Origin of the sequence: Alcanivorax sp. P2S70 (assembly GCF_000475295.1) — a bacterium.
Classification (GTDB): Bacteria; Pseudomonadota; Gammaproteobacteria; order Pseudomonadales; family Alcanivoracaceae; genus Alcanivorax; species Alcanivorax profundi.
Map to the genome: position 1 here is coordinate 110,266 of NZ_AXBZ01000007.1, position 18,153 is coordinate 128,418.

Consider the following 18,153-nt stretch of genomic DNA (forward strand, 5'->3'; position numbering starts at 1 on the left):
TTATTTCAAAGTCTGTTGCCACTCGTCGGCATTGAAGCCGGCGGTGATGAAACTGTCGTTTTGCAGAAGCGGGCGTTTGATGACGGACGGATTCTCCAAGGCCACGGTCACCGCTTTTTCCGTGTTCATGGTTGCCTTGATGCCATCATCGAGTTTGCGCCAGGTGGTGCCGCGCTTGTTGATCACGGTTTCCCAGCCCAGCGCTTCCAGCCATTCACGCAGGCGCTGCTCAGGAACGCCTTCTTTCTTGTAGTCGTGAAAATGGTAGGCAACCCCGTTGTCATCCAGCCATTTCATGGCTTTCTTCATGGTATCGCAGTTCTTGATGCCGAAGATGGTCAGTTCCATGATTCTTCCTTTCCAAACCTTTCCGAAGGCGCGCCGCTGGCGGCGCGATTTCTCACCAGGATCAAAAGCAACCTCAGCACAGGGAACACAGAGGCACAGGGAAAACCCATTGTTTTATCCCAGTGAACTCGGTGAGCTCTGTGGTAAAACCGACTTTAAATGACGGTTGTGAACGCGCCGCGAGCGACGCTCCTACAGCTATGTCAGAGGGTATCCAGCAAAGCCTTGATGCGTTGAGCTCCCTCGATGCATTCTTCCAGCGGTGCCACAAGTGCCATTCTTATCCGCTTTTCCCCCGGGTTCTTGCCATTGACGGTGCGGGACAGGTAGCGGCCGGGAAGCACGGTGACGTTTTGTTCTGCCTGTAGCCGTTTGGCGAAATCCTCATCGCTGATGGGCGTTTTGGGCCACAGATAAAAGCCGGCCGCCGGGGCGCTAACCTTAAGGGGGCCACCGAGAATGTCCAGCACGGCATCGAATTTTTCCCGGTAGAGGGCGCGGTTTTGCTCAACATGGGCTTCGTCATTCCAGGCGGCAATACTGGCCAGCTGGTGATGAATCGGCATGGCGCAGCCGTGGTAGGTCCGATAGCGGAGAAAGCGCTTGAGCACTTCGCTGTCGCCGGCCGCAAAGCCCGAGCGCAGCCCCGGGAGGTTGGAGCGTTTGGACAGGGAATGAAAGACCACGCAGCGGCGGTAGTCGTGACGGCCCATTTCTGCACAGGCTTCCAGCAGCCCGGTGGGCGGCTTGTCACGGTAGATTTCCGAGTAACACTCATCGGAGGCGATCACAAAATCGTATTTGTCCGCCAGCTGTATCAGTGCTTTCAGTTGTGCCTTGCTGAGGGTCGCCCCGGTTGGGTTACCCGGCGTGCAGATAAACAGCAGCTGGGTCCGGGTCCAGGTGTCTTCGCTGACGGCATCAAAGTCAGGCTGCAAACCCGTGCTGTCGGTGCACGGCAGGTACATGGGCTCGCCGCCAGCCAGCAGGGTGGCACCTTCGTAAATCTGATAGAACGGATTGGGCATCAGCACCAGCGGATGCCGCTGGCGGTCGATCACTGCCTGAGTGAAGGCAAACAGCGCTTCCCGGGTGCCGTTCACCGGTAGCACCTGGCTGGCGGCATCCACTTGCTTCAGATGAAAGCGACGGGTCAGCCATTGGCCAATGGCTTCACTCAGCTCGGCAATGCCAGCGGTAGTGGGGTAGTTCGAGAGCCTGTGTGTGTTGTCCTTGAGGACTTGCTGCACAAAATCCGGCGAAGGGTGTTTAGGCTCTCCAATGGAAAGTGCAATCGGGCTCTTGTCAGAGGCAGGCAGGCCGCTGAACAGCGTTTTCAGTTTTTCAAACGGGTAGGGGTGCAACCGTTCAAGATCTGGATTCATGGTTTACTGTTTTCCGTTGTTCTTGTCGTCGAGCTCGCGGGTCAGGGCTTCCTGAAGTTCCAGGCAAAGCGCCGGGTCAGATACCGGTTCACCGTCGAGATCGGTAATAAAGAAGACGTCTTCCGCCCGTTCGCCGAGGGTGGCAATGCGGGCATTTTGCACCAACAGTTCGAAACGCATGAAAATGCGGCCGATGTGGGCGAGCAGACCGGGGCGGTCCAGGGTATGAATGTCCACGGCGGTGCGGTCGTTGACGATGTCGTTGCTGATCAGTACCTGGGTGGGGACATCAAAATGCTTGTTGCGGCGAGGCATCCGCCGGCTGACGGTACTGGCGAAGCGCTCCGGGTATTTCAGGGTTTCCGTCAGCGTCTTGCGAATCTGTTCGATACGGGCCCAGTCTTCGCCGATGGGTGTGCCGTGCTCATCCAGAACGATATAGGTATCCAGACTGAAACCGTCGGCACTGGTGATAATGCGGGCATCCATGATGGTCAGCCCAAGGGAATCGAGTGCATTCACCGTGGCACTAAACAGGTTGCGGGTGTCCGGGGTGTAAATAAAGATCTGTGAGCCACCTGCCAACACGCTCTGGCTGGATTCGCGGATCAACACCAGCGGGTCGTTGGGGTCATCCCGGTCCAGCAGTGCTTCGGTGTGCCAGGCGATATCCCGTGGCGTTTCACGCAGGAAATATTCGTCACCGATGTTAGCCCACAGGGTTTCGATTTCCGCTGCATCATGATCCTGACCGGTCAGTAGCCTCATGGCCACATCGCGGGTTTCGTCAATCCAGTCCTGCTTCTCTACCGGGTTATTCAGGCCCCGCCGCAGTGCGCGCTTGGTTTCGGTGTACAGCTGGCGGAGCAGCGAGGCGCGCCAGGAATTCCAGAGCGTCGGATTGGTGGCGTTGATATCTGCCACGGTAAGCACGTAGAGATAATCCAGATGCACCAGATCGCCCACCTTGCGGGCGAATTCGTAGACCACGTCCGGGTCGGAAATGTCCTTGCGTTGAGCCGTCACACTCATCATCAGGTGGCTTTTGACCAGCCAGGCCACCAGCTTGCCGTCCCAGGCACTCAGGCCATGGCGCTGGCAAAAGTCGATGGCATCCACTGCACCAAGTTCAGAGTGGTCACCACCGCGGCCCTTGGCAATGTCATGATACAGGCCTGCTGCGTAAAGCAGCTCCGGCTTGGGAAGTCGGTAGAACACTTCGCTGGCCAGCGGAAATTCGTCGCGCAGGTCCTCATAGCGCAACCGGCGCATATTTTTGATCACCAGCAGGGTGTGCGCATCGACCGTATAAATATGGAACAGGTCGTATTGCATCATGCCGATGATGCCGCCGAATTCCGGCAGGTACTTGCCGAGAATGCCGTAGCGTTTCATGCGCCGAAGTTGTGAAAACAGGGCATGAGGGCTTCGCAGAAGCTGCATGAACAAACCGGTATTGACCGGATTGTTGCGGAACGCCTCGTCAATCTGTCGCCGGTTGTAGATCAGGGCTCGAACAGTGGACGCCCGGATACCTTTCAGGTCCGGGTTTTGAGCCATCAGGACAAAGGTTTCGAGCAGGGCCGAGGGGCTCTTTTCGAAGACGTCGTCACTGGTGATTTCCAGGTAATCGTTACGGACCTGAAAACGACGGTTCAGGGGGCGGACCTTTTCGGGGTCGTCGCAGCGCAGGATCACCTCATCGAAAAGCTGCAGCAGCATTTCGTTGAGCACCGACATGGCCAGCGCCACGCGATAAAAGCCTTTCATGAAATGTTCGACGGCCAGATTGGCGCTGGAATCTTCATGACCCAGGCGGTCGGCGAGCTGGCGTTGGTGATCGAACAGCAGGCGGTTTTCACTTCGCCCGGTCAGGACGTGTAGCTGCCAGCGAACTTCCCAGAGGTAGTCCAGGCACTTGCGCAGTACGGCGTATTCTTCCTTGGTCAGGAACCCGGCACCCACCAGGGCCTCAAGGCTGTCTGCATTGAAATGACGCTTGGCGACCCAGGCAATCATCTGTATGTCGCGCAGGCCTCCCGGGGCATTCTTGAGATCCGGCTCCAGATTGTATTCGGTGTCGTTGAAGCGCTTGTGGCGGGTAACCTGCTCCTCCCACTTGGCGGCAAAGAAGGCGGCAGAATCCCACATGTGCTCCGGGCCGGTTCGCACTTCCAGTTGCTCGCGCAGACGGTCTTCCCCGGCGAGGGTGCGGGCTTCCATGATATTGGTGGCTACGGTGATGTCGTCACGGGCCAGATCCACGCATTCGTCGAGGGTGCGCACCGCATGGCCAATTTCAAGGCCGATATCCCAGAGGAAAGCGACAAAACGTTCCAGGCAGTCACACACAGACTGTTCAGGGGTGTCTGCGAGTAACACCAGCAGATCTACATCGGAGCAGGGGTGTAACTCTCCACGGCCGTAGCCGCCAACGGCAACGAGGGCCACATCGTCGCGCTGCGCCAGCCCGAACAGGGCCCAGGCGCCCACCATGACCTGATCCACCAGTTGGGAGCGGGCATGTACCAGATCGGTAATGTCGGCGATCTCAAAGGCCTGATTGAGTCGCTCCTGACCTTGTTCCAGGTACTGGCGGGCATATTGGCCGGGCTGGGCGCTTTCCTGCAGGGCGTCCAGTAGTTGTTGCTGGGTCAGTGCCGGTGAAAGCTGCATGGAGATCCTGTGTGGTTGGGCTGGCGGGCAGCGGTACTGTGTAAATGCAGGTACCGTGCAGCTCGCCAGCTGCAGGCGTCAGTAAAGGTCGTTTTCTTCGTTGCGGGCGGTCAGCACCTGGTAACCGTCGGCAGTGACGGCGATGGTGTGTTCCCACTGGGCGGAGAGCTTGCGGTCCTTGGTGACCACCGTCCAGCCATCGGGCAACAGTTTGTTGGCGGCCTTGCCGGCGTTGATCATGGGTTCAATGGTAAAGACCATGCCTTCTTGCAGTTCCAGCCCGGTATCGGGCTTGCCGTAATGCAATACCTGGGGTTCCTCATGGAAGCCTTCGCCAATGCCGTGGCCACAGTACTCGCGAACCACCGAGAAACGCTCGCCTTCAGCCATCTTCTGGATTCGGTGCCCGATATCGCCCAGCCGCACGCCCGGCTTGACCATGCGAATGCCCGCCATCATGCATTCACGGGTAGTGTCGACCAGTCGGCGCGCCAGCACGGAGGGCTCGCCGACAAAGAACATCTTGGACGTGTCGCCATGCCAGCCATCCTTGATGACGGTGACATCAATATTGATGATATCGCCGCTTTTCAGGGCCTTGCGGTCGTTGGGGATGCCGTGGCAGACCACGTGGTTGACCGAGGTACAAATGGACTTGGGAAAACCCCGGTAACCCAGGCAGGCAGGGATGGCATGCTGCTTGTTGACGATATGGTCATGGCAGATGCGGTCCAGTTCCTCGGTGGTGACCCCCGGTTTGACGTGCTCGCCGATCATTTCAAGGACTTCAGCGGCCAGCTTGCCCGCTTCGCGCATTTTGGCGATCTGTTCGGGGGTTTTGATGACGACATTCATGAGACTTGGAGAAACTCCTGCGTTTTCAGTGTGTTGGGCAGTTTGCGGTGGGGCGCCTTCAGGCCCCAATGGCGCCTTTGGCGTTGCCTGACCGGGGCGGCTGTGGTATAAAGCGCGCGCTTTCCTGCACCAGCGGTAACGGTCACGCATTGTAACCGCCGGAATCAGGGAAGGAAATCACACATGCCCCGACACATAGCCCTGGGTGCCTGAAATTTCCCTATGGAAGCAACAGGTTGGGTTTATGCGGGGGCGTGGAGGCCTAACCCAAAGTGGAGTATTAACAATGTCCAGCGTAACTATGCGCGATATGCTGAAGGCCGGTGTGCACTTCGGCCACCAGACCCGTTACTGGAACCCGAAGATGAACACCTACATCTTTGGCGCCCGTAACAAGATTCACATCATCAACCTGGAAAAGACCCTGCCTCTGTTCAACGACGCCATGTCGTTCCTGAACAAGCTGGCTGCCAGCAACAACAAGATTCTGTTCGTAGGTACCAAGCGTGCCGCGCAGAAGGCGGTTCGTGAAGAAGCCCTTCGTGCCGGTATGCCCTACGTCGATCACCGTTGGTTGGGCGGCATGCTCACCAACTGGAAAACCATTCGTCAGTCCATCAAGCGTTATCGTGACCTGGAAGCACAATCCCAGGACGGTACCTTTGACAAGCTGACCAAAAAAGAAGCGCTGATGCGCAAGCGTGAGATGGACAAGCTCGAGCGTTCCATCGGCGGTATCAAGGACATGGGCGGTCTGCCCGATGCCCTGTTCGTGATCGACGTTGATCACGAAGACATCGCGTTGCAGGAAGCCCGCAAACTGGGTATTCCGGTTGTTGCCGTTGTCGATACCAACTCCAACCCGGATGGCGTTGATTACGTGATCCCGGGTAACGATGACGCCATCCGCGCCATCCAGCTGTACGTGAAAGCGGCAGCTGACACCATTCTGGAAGGCAAGCAGTACGCCCAGACCCAGGGTGGCGGTGAAAGCGAATTCGTCGAGGTAGAAGACGAAGCTGAAGGCGAAAAAGCCGAAGGCTGATCTGTCCGGGCAGGCGCGAGCCTGCCCATCTTACCGAAACTAACAGGTTTGAGAGGATAATCATGGCTGCTGTAACTGCTGCAATGGTTAAAGAGCTTCGTGAGCGTACCGGTCTTGGCATGATGGAGTGCAAGAAGGCGCTGGTAGAAGCCGATGGTGATATCGAGCTGGCCATCGAAGAGATGCGCAAATCCGGCCAGGCCAAAGCGGCCAAGAAAGCCGGTCGTACTGCTGCCGAGGGCGCGGTTGTTGTTGCTACCAGCGATGACAACAAGACTGCCGTAATGGTAGAGATCAACTCCGAAACCGATTTCGTTGCCCGTGACGACAACTTTCTTGGCTTTGCCAACAAAGTGGCTGCGGCTGCCCTGGCTGCCGGTGAAACCGATGCGGCCAAGATCGCTGAGCTGAAGCTGGAAGATGGCGCGACTGTCGAAGAGACTCGTCAGGCGCTGGTTCAGAAAATCGGTGAAAACATCCAGGTTCGTCGTGCTGCCAAGCTGCAGGCCGAAGGCGCTATTGGTGCCTATGTTCACGGTGGCAAAATCGGCGTTCTGGTTTCCCTGAACGGTGGTGACGCCGAGCTGGGTAAAGATGTCGCCATGCATGTGGCTGCGGTTAACCCGATGGTGGTTAGCGGCGATCAGGTACCGGCTGAGGTTCTCGAGAAAGAGAAAGAAATCATCCGTGCCCAGCCCGACATGGAAGGCAAGCCGGCTGAGATCGTCGAGAAAATGCTGGGCGGTCGTATCAACAAGTTCCTGAAGGAAGTGAGCCTGCTGGATCAGCCCTTCGTTAAGGATCCGAATACCTCTGTTGGTGCCCTGGTGAAGGGTGCTGGTGCCGAAATCGCCGCGTTTGAGCGTCTGGTGGTGGGTGAAGGTATCGAGAAAGAAGAAGTCGATTTCGCTGCTGAGGTTCAGGCTGCGGCCAAAGGCTGAGGTTGGCGTCATTCGATGCTGAAAACGCCTTGCTGGATTACCAGCAGGGCGTTTTTTTCGCCTGTCGGCCGGGTGCGGGCAGGGGAAATGAGGAAAGTGCTTGCAACCAGCGTGCTTGGCGGTAGCCTGCTAGCAGGGTGGAAAACGAGGCCGGTAACGGCAGTCACATTTGGATGATGGCGGGTTTTCATGAGTGGCGGAGAGTTAGAAATGCCGACAAACAAGGAGCGCTCGCCGCGCTACAACCGTATTTTGCTGAAGCTGAGCGGTGAAGCGCTGGCGGGAGAAGAAGGTTTCGGGATTGACCCGAAGGTGCTGGACGCGATTTCGCTGGAAATCGGTCAGCTGGTTGGCATTGGTGTGCAGGTTGGCCTGGTGGTCGGAGGTGGCAATCTGTTCCGCGGCGCGGCCTTGCAGAGTGCGGGCCTGGACCGGGTCGCCGGTGATCATATGGGGATGCTGGCCACCGTGATGAACGGTCTGGCTCTGCGTGATGCGCTTGAGCGCTCGAACATCCGCACCCGCCTGATGTCCGCGATTCCCATGAGCGGGGTGGTGGAGCACTACGATCACCGCAACGCAAACCGCCACCTCAAAAATGGTGAAGTGGTGATTTTCTGTGCGGGTACGGGCAATCCGTTTTTCACTACTGACTCAGCGGCTTGCCTGCGCGGCATCGAAATCAATGCCGATGTAGTGCTTAAGGCGACCAAGGTAGATGGCGTCTATAATGATGATCCGGCCAAGAACCCGGATGCGGTCAAATATGACGTATTGACCTACGACGAAGTGCTGGATAAAAAACTGGGCGTCATGGATCTCACGGCCATTTGCCTGTGTCGTGACCACTCCATGCCGCTGCGTGTGTTTGACATGAACAAGAAGGGTGCCTTGCTCAATCTGATGCTGGGCGAGAACGAAGGCACCCTGGTAGAAGCTGCACAATAAGCAGCACCTGTACAGAAGGTGAGGAACTACGGTGATTGACGATATTCGCAAAGATGCGGAATCCCGCATGAAGAAGAGCCTGGACGCCCTGGATACGGCCATGAAACGTATCCGTACCGGCCGTGCGCACCCCAGTCTGCTGGATAACATTACGGTGGATTACTATGGTGCCGAAACCCCGTTGAAGCAGCTGGGCAACATTTCTGTGGAAGAAGGGCGTACCTTGACCGTGTCGCCGTTCGACAAGACCCTGATTCCACAGATCGAGAAAGCCATCATGGTGTCGGATCTGGGGCTTAACCCGTCCACCTCCGGTGATCTGATCCGGCTGCCGTTACCGCCGTTGACCGAGGAAACCCGCCGGGATCTCGTGAAAGTGGTTCGCGCAGAAGCGGAGCAGGCGAGAGTCTCCATTCGTAACATCCGCCGTGACGCCAACAGCGACCTGAAAGAACTGCTCAAAGAGAAGGAGATCTCCGAAGATGAGCAGCGCCGTGGCGAAGAGCAAATTCAGCAGCTCACCGACAAGATGGTGGCGGAAGTCGAGAAAGTCCTGAAAGAGAAAGAAGAAGAATTGATGACCGTTTGAGTCATGGGTTCAGATAACCGTTGTACCTGCGGGCTGCGCGTCAGCCCGCTTTTATTTTGGATGCAGTATGGCCAGTGACCAGCCCCAATCCAGCGCGCCAGATATCGATTCGCATCAGGGTGTGATTCCCCGTCATGTGGCGATCATCATGGACGGCAATAACCGCTGGGCCCGTAAACGCGGCCTGCCGGGGGAAGAAGGGCATCGGGCTGGCGAGCAGGCGGTGCAAACCATTATCCGCCAGGCGGCAACCCGGGGTGTTGAGGTCCTGACACTGTTTGCATTCAGCTCGGAAAACTGGCGTCGACCCGAGGCCGAGGTGAGTCATCTGATGGCCCTGTTCCTGAAGGCGCTCGGGGGGCGGGTGGACGAGCTGCACGGCAATGACGTGCGGATTCGTTTTATTGGTGATCGCAGGGCTTTTTCCGGGGACCTTCAGGAAGGGATGTCTGAAGCTGAAGAGAAAACCGCAGCCAATCAGCGCATGACTGTGTGTATCGCGGTTAATTATGGCGGGCAGTGGGATATTGCCCACGCGGCTCGACAGCTGGCCTCACAGGTTGCAGCTGGTGAGCTGCAGCCAGAGGCGATCACAGATGAGCTTCTTGGTGCCCATATTTCCATGGCGGACCTGCCGCTTCCTGATTTGCTGATCCGGACGGGTGGTGACCAGCGCATCAGTAACTTTCTGCTTTGGCAACTGGCCTATAGTGAACTGTGTTTTTCACCGCTGTTGTGGCCTGATTTTGATGCGCAAGCCTTTGACGCCGCACTGCAGGATTATGCCGGCCGTCAGCGCCGTTTTGGCCGCTCCGGTGAGGAAGTGGCCAGCCTGAAAGGAGAACAATAATGCTCAAACAGCGGGTGATCACCGCGCTGGTGTTGCTGCCCATCGTGCTGGGCGCTGTCTTCGGTCTCGACCGGCTCCCCTTTGCTATTGTCGCCGGGCTTTTCTTTGCGGTCGCGGGCTGGGAATGGTCTGCCCTGATGGGCAAGGTTGGACTGGCGTTTCGTTTACTGTGGACAGTTGTTCTGGTCCTTGCCATGGCGGCCGCTGAGTTTTGGCAGCCGGCCTGGTTGCTGAATGCGATGCCGGTGTGGTGGCTATTGGCGCTGGTGTTGGTGGTGGGGTACCCGGGCAACGCAGGGTTCTGGTACCGCCCCTGGCTGATGGCACCTGTTGGCTTGCTGCTGCTGGTGCCCTCATGGGGCGCAGTTGTGCAATTACAGGCCGCCGGCGCACTAGGGTTGGCAGGGCCATATGCCTTACTGTTTATTCTGCTATGGGTGTGGGCTGCGGATACCGGTGCCTACTTTGCTGGCCGGGCCATGGGCAAGCACAAGCTGGCGCCACTGGTGAGCCCGGGCAAGACCATTGAAGGCTTGATCGGTGGTGTGGTTCTGGCGTTGCTGGTTGTTGCAGGGGTGTTTGCGGCAGGGTTGCTGGAGGCCAATCTGGTTCCCTTGATGGCGGTGGCGCTGATGACGGTGCTGGCGTCCGCTCTGGGTGACTTGTTTGAAAGCATGGTCAAGCGTCAGCGTGGCTTCAAGGATAGTGGCACCATCCTGCCTGGCCACGGAGGCATGCTCGACCGGATCGACAGTGTGACGGCGGCCATGCCGATCGCGCTTGCCGGGTTTAACTGGTTCGGGCTGCCGGGAGGCAGTTTGTGACACAGCAGATTACGGTGCTGGGTGCCACGGGCAGTATTGGCCAGCAGACGCTGGACGTAGTGGCCCGGCACCCTGACCGCTATCGTATTTTTGCCTTGACTGCGGCCACCCGCTGGCAGCGTTTGGCAGAACAATGTCTGGCCAGTGGCGCCCGCTATGCGGCCATGACAGACCCTGCAGCGGCAGAGTTGCTGCGGAACCATCTACAGGCAGCCGGGTCGGATACAGAGGTGCTGGCCGGCGAAGAAGCCCTGATGGCGCTTGCCGCCCATGAGCAGGCGGATACTGTTGTTGCTGCCATTGTTGGTGCAGCAGGGGTCAGGCCCACTCTTGCGGCGGTAGAGAAGGGCAAGCGGGTATTGCTGGCCAACAAGGAAGCCCTGGTGGTTACCGGCTCTCTCTTCATGGATGCGGTAAAGCGCCACGGCGCGACCCTGTTACCGCTGGACTCCGAGCACAACGCCATTTTTCAGTGCTTGCCGGAGGGCGGCGTGGATGGCGGGGTGGAGCGGTTGTTGCTGACCGCCTCTGGCGGGCCCTTTCGTACCTTTACGTCGCAGCAGCTGGCGCAAGTCACCCCGGCGATGGCGGTCAAGCATCCTAACTGGGATATGGGGCCGAAGATTTCGGTGGATTCCGCTACCCTGATGAACAAGGGGCTGGAGTTTATCGAGGCTTGCTGGCTGTTTGATGTCGCGCCTGAACAGATTGAGGTGGTAGTGCACCCGCAAAGTGTGGTGCATTCCATGGTCGCTTACCGGGATGGGTCCGTGCTGGCGCAGATGGGGACACCCGATATGCGTACTCCCATTGCCTGTGGGTTGTCCTGGCCTGAGCGGGTGGAATCCGGGGCACAACGACTGGACTTTACCCGGCTCGCCGGGCTGGATTTTGAAGCGCCAGATACAGCGCGTTTCCCTTGCCTTTCACTGGCCCGGGCGGCCATGGAGAGCGGTGGCACGGCAACTGCCGTGTTGAATGCGGCCAACGAAGAAGCGGTGGCGGCCTTCCTGGCCGGCAAACTGGATTTTATGGGTATTCCCGCGGTGGTGGAGCAGGCGCTGGAGCGCCAGGCAGCACCCGTTTGCGGGGATGTGGATGCGGTGATGGAGATTGATCGTCAGGCCCGTGGGTTGGCGGGGCGATTGATTGAGGAGCGTGGATGCTGACGGTTCTGGCTTTTGTCGTCACCATCGTCATTATTGTGGCCTTCCATGAGTGGGGCCACTTTCTTGCCATGCGCGCCTTTGGTGTGCGCGTGCTGACCTTTTCTGTGGGTTTTGGCCCCAAAATCTTGCGTTTTACCGACAAGAAGGGCACCGAGTGGGTGATTAGTGCCATCCCGCTTGGGGGTTACGTCAAACCGCTGGATGCCCGGGAAGATGAAACCGCCGAGGGGGATGCGGGTGAGTTTTCTTCCAAGCCTGCCTGGCAACGCGTGATTACCTATGCGGCCGGGCCGGTCTTCAACTTTATTCTCGCGGTTCTGATCTATTGGGTACTGTTGGCCAGTTACGGCCAGAGTGGCATGCGCGCGGTAGTCGGCCCTATTGAGCCCGGCTCTGTCGCTGAGCAGGCCGGTTTCCAGCCGGGGGACACCATTGAGTCTGTGGGTGAGGTGTCTCTGCGCGGCTGGCAGCCGTTCTACTACGAAATGATTCAGCATCTGGGCGAACCTGAGCCGCTGGCCGTGACGGTGACGACGGCGAAAGGGCAGCAACAGGTGCGTGAACTGGATATCTCACCCTGGACAGCGGATCTGGAAACGCCGCCGCTGGAAGCGCTGGGTATCCGCCAGGCTGTCTTGATAGGGGAGATCCTTGAAGACGGTGCGGCGGATCAGGCAGGCTTGCGCAGCGACGATCTTGTCCTTGCACTGCAAGGTGAGCCTGTCACGGGCTGGAAGCCCTGGCAGGAAACCATCATGTCTGCGCCTGGTGAGGCTCTGACCCTGCAAGTGCTGCGTGAGGGCCGGGTCGTCGCGTTGACGGTGGTGCCTCAGGCTGTGACCGAGCAGGGGCGGACCTTTGGCCGTATTGGTGTGGGTCCTGGCGGCATTTACCAGGAAGAGTTCAGCCTGTTAACGGCGATTCCCGGTTCCCTGGCCCGTTTTGGGGAGCAGGTAGATGTGGTCTGGGCAAGCCTGGTGAAATTGGTGACCGGCAAACTGTCTCTGGACAATATTGGCGGGCCGATCACCATTGCGGAAGTGGCTGGTGAGAGTGCGGCTTACGGCATGGCCAGTTTTCTGGCATTACTGGCTTATCTGAGCATTACACTCGGTGTTATCAACCTGCTGCCGGTGCCAATGTTGGATGGTGGCTGGATTTTCTTTGGAATCATTGAAATGATTCGCGGTCGCAGTTTACCTGAGCGCTTTTTATTGGCCGCACAGGGTGTTGGGCTGACGCTGGTGATCAGCTTCATGGTTTTGGCGATCTACAACGACTTGGTGAAGCAGTTTTCATGATATTTGGGGACCTCCTGATTCGTCTCTTTAAAGGGACGGTAGTAATGGCCTGCCTGGTGATGGCGCCTTGGGTGAATGCGCAAGATCAGTTGCCGTTTCGCGTACACGATATCCGGATAGAAGGGCTTCAGCGTCTACCGGTGGAGCGTGTCTATTCGGAACTGCCGATTCAGGCAGGTGACACAATCGGTCGCGATGACGTAGTCAATGCAGTGCAGGCCCTGTTTGCCTCAGGAAACTTTGAAGATGTGCAGCTGGGTCGGGATGGTGACGACTTGGTGGTGGTGGTCGCTGAACGGCCGAGTATTGCCCGCATCGAACTCTCCGGCAACAAGTCCATTGATGAAGAGAACCTGCGCAAAGGTCTTACAGAGGCTGGACTTGCTGAAGGCGAAGTTTTCCAGCGGTCGACCTTGCAGGCGATCGCCGGGGAGCTTGAGCGTCAGTACGTCAGCCAAGGGCGCTATGGCGCAGACATCAAAACAGAATCCGTTGCACTGCCACGTAATCGGGTTGCCCTGAAGATCGAGATCTATGAAGGCAAGGCGGCACGGATCCGAGACATCAACATTGTTGGGAATCAGCTATTTGATGATGAAGAGCTACTCAATGATTTTGAGCTGAATTCCACGGGTTTCTGGTCATTCATCAAGGGCGATGACAAATATTCCAGAGAAAAGCTGAGCGGCGATCTGGAGCGCTTGTCTTCCTATTACCTTGATCGTGGTTATATCAACTTCTCGATTGAATCCACCCAGGTTTCGGTAACCCCTGACCGCCGCAGCGTGTTTATTACCGTTAATGTGGCAGAAGGTGAGCAGTACACAGTAAACGAAGTGAATCTTGCTGGTGATCTCGTCGTTGATGAAGACCAGCTGAAACCGCTGGTTATTGTTAAAAAAGGTCAGGTCTTCAGTCAGCAACTACTGACCTATACCAATGATTTGATCAAGCGTCGGTTGGGTAACGAGGGCTACACCTTCGCTGAGGTGAAGGGCAGGGAGCACAATCCGGATGATGAAAAGCGCACTGTAGATGTGACCTTCTATGTCGATCCGGGCCGCAAGGTGTATGTCCGTCGTATCAACTTCTCTGGCAACGCCAAGACTGAAGACGAAGTCTTGCGTCGTGAGTTGCGTCAGTTCGAAAAAGCCCCGGCGAATACATCACTGGTGGACCTCTCGCGGCAGCGGCTGCAGCGGCTGGGGTATTTCAGTGTTGTGCAAGCGGACACACCACGGGTGCCGAATTCTGATGATCTGATTGATGTGGACTACCAGGTTGAAGAGCAACCTTCAGGGTCGATCGGCGCCAATGTAGGCTATTCCGATGCATCCGGATTTATTTTTGGTGCGAACGTTACCCAGAACAACTGGCGCGGTAGCGGTAACCGGGTGTCTTTCGCCCTTAGTCGTTCAGACATCCGTGATTCCTATAGTTTTTCCCATTACAACCCGTACTACACGCTTGATGGGGTAAGTCGAGGTTTCAGCCTGTTCTATTCGGAAATCGACTTTGATGAAACCACTGTCGCGTCTTATGCTGCAGATCGGCTGGGCGGTTCTGTCACCTTCGGCTACCCGATCTCCGAGTATTCCCGGTTGAGTTTTGGCGGAACCTACGAGCGTACTGACATCACCACTGGAGATTTCGTGGCGGTGGATATCTACAATTTCCTTGTGAAGGAGGGCACCCAGTTTGATGAATACAAGTTCAATGCCTCTCTTTCAACCAGTACGCTAAACCGTGGCATCCTGCCGGACCGTGGTTGGTCAAGTACGCTTGGGCTGGAAGTGGCGGTTCCGGGTTCGGATTACGGTTTCTATCGGCTTAACTGGACCGGTCAGAAATACTTCCCGATCAGCCAGAACTGGACCCTGCGGGCTCGATCTGACATTGCCTATGGTGATGGCTACGGTGACGATGAAGTGTTGCCTTTCTTCGAGAACTATTACTCGGGGGGTATTGGGTCGGTGCGCGGCTATGAATCACGCTCTCTCGGTCCCCGCTCGGAAGGGCTTAGCTATTTCCTGAATGGCACCAAGGACCCGGATCCGGATCCCATTGGCGGTAACCTGTTGACCGAGGCTAGCCTCGAGTTGATTTTCCCAACGCCTTTTGCCCCCGAATCCCGTAGTGTGAGAACCTTTCTGTTCGTTGACGCGGGTAACGTGTTTGAAACCGAACGTGATGACATTTTCGCGGACTTCGAGCCGCAAAACATTCGTACTTCTGCCGGCATCGGCTTGAGCTGGTTGACGGCCATTGGCCCATTGAGCTTCAACCTGGCGAAGGCGCTGAATGATCAGCCTGGCGATGACACAGAAGTATTCCAGTTTTCTTTGGGACAGACTTTCTAGGAGTTTAATAATGATGAAAAAAAGCCTGATTGCTTTTGCCATGCTGCTGCCAACCCTGGCTATCGCCGAAACCAGTATCGGTATCGTTTACCCGCTCAAAGCCCTGCAGGAAACGGCTTTGGTCAAGCAGCGCATGTCCGCGCTTGAGAATGAGTTGGGTGCTGATGAAGCCAAACTCCAAAAGCTGGGCAAGGAAGTTCAGGATTTGCGCAGCAAGCTGGAAAAGGAAGGTATGACCATGTCTGCCGATCAGCAGGAAGAGTTGCGTACCAAAGGTCAGCAGAAAATGATCGAGATCCAGTCCTTGCAGCGTAAACTGCAGAGCCGCGCCCAAGCGACTGAGCGTGAAGTGATGGAAGAGATGGGGCCCAAGTTTCAGGAAGCCATTGAACAAGTGGCCAAGAAGCAGAAACTGGACCTGGTGCTGAATGCTCAAGCTGCGGTATTTGTCGGTGATGATGCTATTGATGTAACCGATGCTGTTCGTGATCAACTGAACAAGATGAAATAATGCTGACCCTTGGCAAGCTGGCTGAAAAACTTGGTGCCGAGCTGGTAGGGGATCCTGATCAGCCAGTGGATGGGCTGGGCACAATCCAGTCCGCCACAGCCTCACAGCTGACGTTTCTTGCGAACCCTCGCTACCGTAGTTTCATGGAGAAAACCGGGGCTGCGGCGGTATTAATCACCGAGGAGCAGAAAGCCTTCTGTCCGGTGGCGGCGTTAATCGTCAAGGATCCCTACCTGTGTTTTGCTCAGGCCAGTGCCTTTTTTGACAAAGCCCCCAGTCCTGCTTCAGGAATCCATGCTTCTGCCGTGATTGACCCCTCTGCCCGGGTGGATGAATCGGCCAGTATTGGACCCAATGTGGTGATCGATGCTGAGGTCCAGGTGGGGAAGGGCGCTATCATCATGGCTAATAGCGTTGTGGGCGCCGGTTCCGTGATTGGCGACCAGTGCCGGATCTGGCCAAATGTTACAATTTACCATGGTGTGACCTTGGGTCCGCGCACTATCATACACGCTAATTGTGTACTTGGTGGCGACGGTTTCGGCTTTGCGTTCAATGGCGCTGGCTGGACCAAAATTCATCAGGTTGGCGGCGTGCGCATTGGTGCCGATGTGGAAATCGGCAGTGGCACCACGGTCGATCGTGGTGCCATCGAGGATACTGTGATCGGTAATGGCGCTATTCTCGATAATCAGATTCAGGTCGCCCATAATGTGGTGATTGGTGAGCATACCGCCCTCGCCGGCAAGGTAGGGATTGCCGGCTCATCGAAGATTGGCTCCTACTGCATGCTCGGTGGAGCTGTTGGCGTTTCTGGCCATATTGAGATTTGCGACAAGGTGCAGGTGTTGGGCATGACACTGGTGTCCAGTTCGATCACCCGCCCAGGCACCTATGGCTCTGCCTTGCCGGCAGATGAACAGACCCGTTATCGCAAGAATGTGGCCCGTTTCCGAAAGCTGGATGAACTCGCCCGCCGCGTACGCAAACTGGAACGCTTTAGCGACGATTAACGGCTGCCCAGGCAGCCTCTCTGTGTGGAACACATCATGATGATGGATATCCTTGAGGTCAGGGAATACCTGCCCCACCGTTACCCTTTTTTGCTGGTTGACCGGGTGCTGAATCTCGAGCCTGGCAAGCGCGTGGAAGCGATCAAGAATGTGACGATCAACGAGCCGTTCTTTAACGGGCACTTCCCTCATGAGCCGATCATGCCGGGTGTACTGATCATCGAGTCCATGGCTCAGGCCGCAGGTATCCTCGGCTTTGTCACGGAGAACAAGAAACCGGCGGATGGATTCAATTATCTGCTGGTAGGCACCGACAAGACGCGTTTCAAACGCCAGGTTCTGCCTGGCGACACCCTGCATCTGTTTGCCGAGCACGTTACGACAAAACGCAACATTCTGAAGTTTGTCTGCGAAGCCCAGGTGAATGGCAAGACGGTAGCCAGCACCGAAATGCTGGTTGCTGAACACCGTACCTGATCGCCGGTTCCTGCCGTTAAACTAACGGTCGGTTCGAGCGGCCCAGTAACGTATACTTGGCTGACTAACCCTCAAGAACAAGTGAAACCATAATGATTCATCCGACCGCGATTATTGATCCGGCCGCGGAGCTTGCAGAGGATGTGCAGGTCGGCCCGTATTCCATTATCGGCCCTGATGTCACCATCGGGGCCGGTACCGTTATTGCCTCCCATGTGGTGATCAAGGGACCGACCACCATTGGCAAGAACAACCACATCTTTCAGTTTGCCTCTGTCGGGGAAGATTGCCAGGACAAGAAATACAAGGGTGAGCCTACCCGCCTGGAAATCGGCGATGACAACATCATCCGGGAATCGGTGACGATCCACCGTGGCACCATTCAGGATAATTCCCTGACCAAAATCGGCAGCCGCAACCTGTTGATGGCGTATGTGCACGTGGCCCATGACTGCATCGTGGGCGACGATTGTATTTTTGCCAACAATGCTTCCATCGCGGGTCACGCCCAGGTAGGCAATGGCGTTATCCTCGGCGGCATGACGGGGGTGCACCAGTTCTGCAAGATCGGCTCTTACGCCATGACTTCTGGCTGTTCGCTGGTGCTCAAGGATATTCCTGCGTACATCATGGTGTCAGGTAACCCTGCTTCCGCCCGTAGCATGAATTTTGAAGGCATGAAGCGCCGTGGCTGGTCCAAAGAGGTGATCGCCAGCCTGCGACAGGCATACAAGTTGCTGTACCGTCAGGGGCTGACTCTGGAGCAGGCCCTGACCGAGCTGGAAGCGCTGCCATCTTCCAGTGAGCTGCAAATCCTGATCGATTCCCTCAAGGCTTCGGAACGCGGCATCACTCGCTGAT

General features: G+C 56.8%; 17 protein-coding genes. 13 read left to right on the forward strand and 4 right to left on the reverse strand.

What is annotated here, in order from left to right:
• The 4 genes from Q672_RS20350 to map form a co-directional block, all read right to left on the reverse strand.
• Positions 1–348, reverse strand: a complete 348-nt coding sequence (locus tag Q672_RS20350) for an ArsC family reductase (protein WP_022984261.1) — start codon at positions 346–348, stop codon at positions 1–3.
• Between the two features lie 203 nt (positions 349–551).
• The gene (dapC, locus tag Q672_RS20355) at positions 552–1,733 is read right to left on the reverse strand and encodes a succinyldiaminopimelate transaminase (protein ID WP_022984262.1); all 1,182 of its coding nucleotides are present in this window, start codon (positions 1,731–1,733) and stop codon (positions 552–554) included.
• A 3-nt stretch (positions 1,734–1,736) separates the two neighbouring features.
• On the reverse strand, positions 1,737–4,409 hold the full coding sequence (locus Q672_RS20360) for a [protein-PII] uridylyltransferase (protein ID WP_022984263.1): 2,673 nt from the start codon (positions 4,407–4,409) through the stop codon (positions 1,737–1,739).
• Between the two features lie 78 nt (positions 4,410–4,487).
• Positions 4,488–5,264 (reverse strand): type I methionyl aminopeptidase, encoded by a 777-nt coding sequence (gene map, locus Q672_RS20365; protein ID WP_022984264.1) that lies wholly within the window; start codon positions 5,262–5,264, stop codon positions 4,488–4,490.
• Between the two features lie 286 nt (positions 5,265–5,550).
• Between map and rpsB the strand changes: the two genes are divergently transcribed.
• The 13 genes from rpsB (at position 5,551) to lpxA (ending at position 18,152) form a co-directional block, all read left to right on the forward strand.
• Complete coding sequence (gene rpsB, locus Q672_RS20370) at positions 5,551–6,309, forward strand: 30S ribosomal protein S2 (protein WP_022984265.1); 759 nt, start codon at positions 5,551–5,553, stop codon at positions 6,307–6,309.
• A gap of 62 nt (positions 6,310–6,371) precedes the next feature.
• The gene (gene tsf / locus Q672_RS20375) at positions 6,372–7,250 is read left to right on the forward strand and encodes a translation elongation factor Ts (protein ID WP_031225973.1); all 879 of its coding nucleotides are present in this window, start codon (positions 6,372–6,374) and stop codon (positions 7,248–7,250) included.
• A gap of 210 nt (positions 7,251–7,460) precedes the next feature.
• On the forward strand, positions 7,461–8,198 hold the full coding sequence (gene pyrH, locus Q672_RS20380) for a UMP kinase (RefSeq protein WP_022984267.1): 738 nt from the start codon (positions 7,461–7,463) through the stop codon (positions 8,196–8,198).
• Positions 8,199–8,229: 31 nt separating this feature from the next.
• Positions 8,230–8,787, forward strand: coding sequence for a ribosome recycling factor (gene frr / locus Q672_RS20385; RefSeq protein WP_022984268.1), 558 nt, complete (start codon positions 8,230–8,232; stop codon positions 8,785–8,787).
• A gap of 67 nt (positions 8,788–8,854) precedes the next feature.
• Positions 8,855–9,637 carry a polyprenyl diphosphate synthase gene (gene uppS, locus Q672_RS20390; protein ID WP_022984269.1) on the forward strand — a complete coding sequence of 261 codons (783 nt, stop codon included), beginning with the start codon at positions 8,855–8,857 and terminating at the stop codon, positions 9,635–9,637.
• Entirely contained in the window at positions 9,637–10,461 is an 825-nt protein-coding gene (locus Q672_RS20395; RefSeq protein WP_022984270.1) for a phosphatidate cytidylyltransferase, read from the forward strand. The genes uppS and Q672_RS20395 overlap by 1 nt, the downstream gene beginning before the upstream one ends.
• Positions 10,458–11,630, forward strand: coding sequence for a 1-deoxy-D-xylulose-5-phosphate reductoisomerase (gene ispC, locus Q672_RS20400; RefSeq protein WP_022984271.1), 1,173 nt, complete (start codon positions 10,458–10,460; stop codon positions 11,628–11,630). Before Q672_RS20395 ends, ispC begins: the two co-directional genes overlap by 4 nt.
• A complete protein-coding gene (rseP, locus tag Q672_RS20405) occupies positions 11,624–12,931 on the forward strand; it encodes an RIP metalloprotease RseP (RefSeq protein WP_022984272.1) in 1,308 nt (435 codons plus the stop codon). Before ispC ends, rseP begins: the two co-directional genes overlap by 7 nt.
• Positions 12,928–15,291 carry an outer membrane protein assembly factor BamA gene (bamA, locus tag Q672_RS20410; protein WP_052017466.1) on the forward strand — a complete coding sequence of 788 codons (2,364 nt, stop codon included), beginning with the start codon at positions 12,928–12,930 and terminating at the stop codon, positions 15,289–15,291. Before rseP ends, bamA begins: the two co-directional genes overlap by 4 nt.
• Positions 15,292–15,301: 10 nt before the next feature.
• A complete protein-coding gene (locus tag Q672_RS20415; RefSeq protein WP_022984274.1) occupies positions 15,302–15,802 on the forward strand; it encodes an OmpH family outer membrane protein in 501 nt (166 codons plus the stop codon).
• Positions 15,802–16,815, forward strand: a complete 1,014-nt coding sequence (gene lpxD / locus Q672_RS20420; protein ID WP_022984275.1) for a UDP-3-O-(3-hydroxymyristoyl)glucosamine N-acyltransferase — start codon at positions 15,802–15,804, stop codon at positions 16,813–16,815. Before Q672_RS20415 ends, lpxD begins: the two co-directional genes overlap by 1 nt.
• A gap of 36 nt (positions 16,816–16,851) precedes the next feature.
• Positions 16,852–17,292: a 3-hydroxyacyl-ACP dehydratase FabZ gene (gene fabZ / locus Q672_RS20425; RefSeq protein WP_022984276.1), complete on the forward strand. Its 441-nt coding sequence runs from the start codon at positions 16,852–16,854 to the stop codon at positions 17,290–17,292.
• Positions 17,293–17,384: 92 nt separating this feature from the next.
• A complete protein-coding gene (lpxA, locus tag Q672_RS20430) occupies positions 17,385–18,152 on the forward strand; it encodes an acyl-ACP--UDP-N-acetylglucosamine O-acyltransferase (RefSeq protein WP_022984277.1) in 768 nt (255 codons plus the stop codon).
• The last annotated feature ends 1 nt before the right edge of the window (position 18,153 follow it).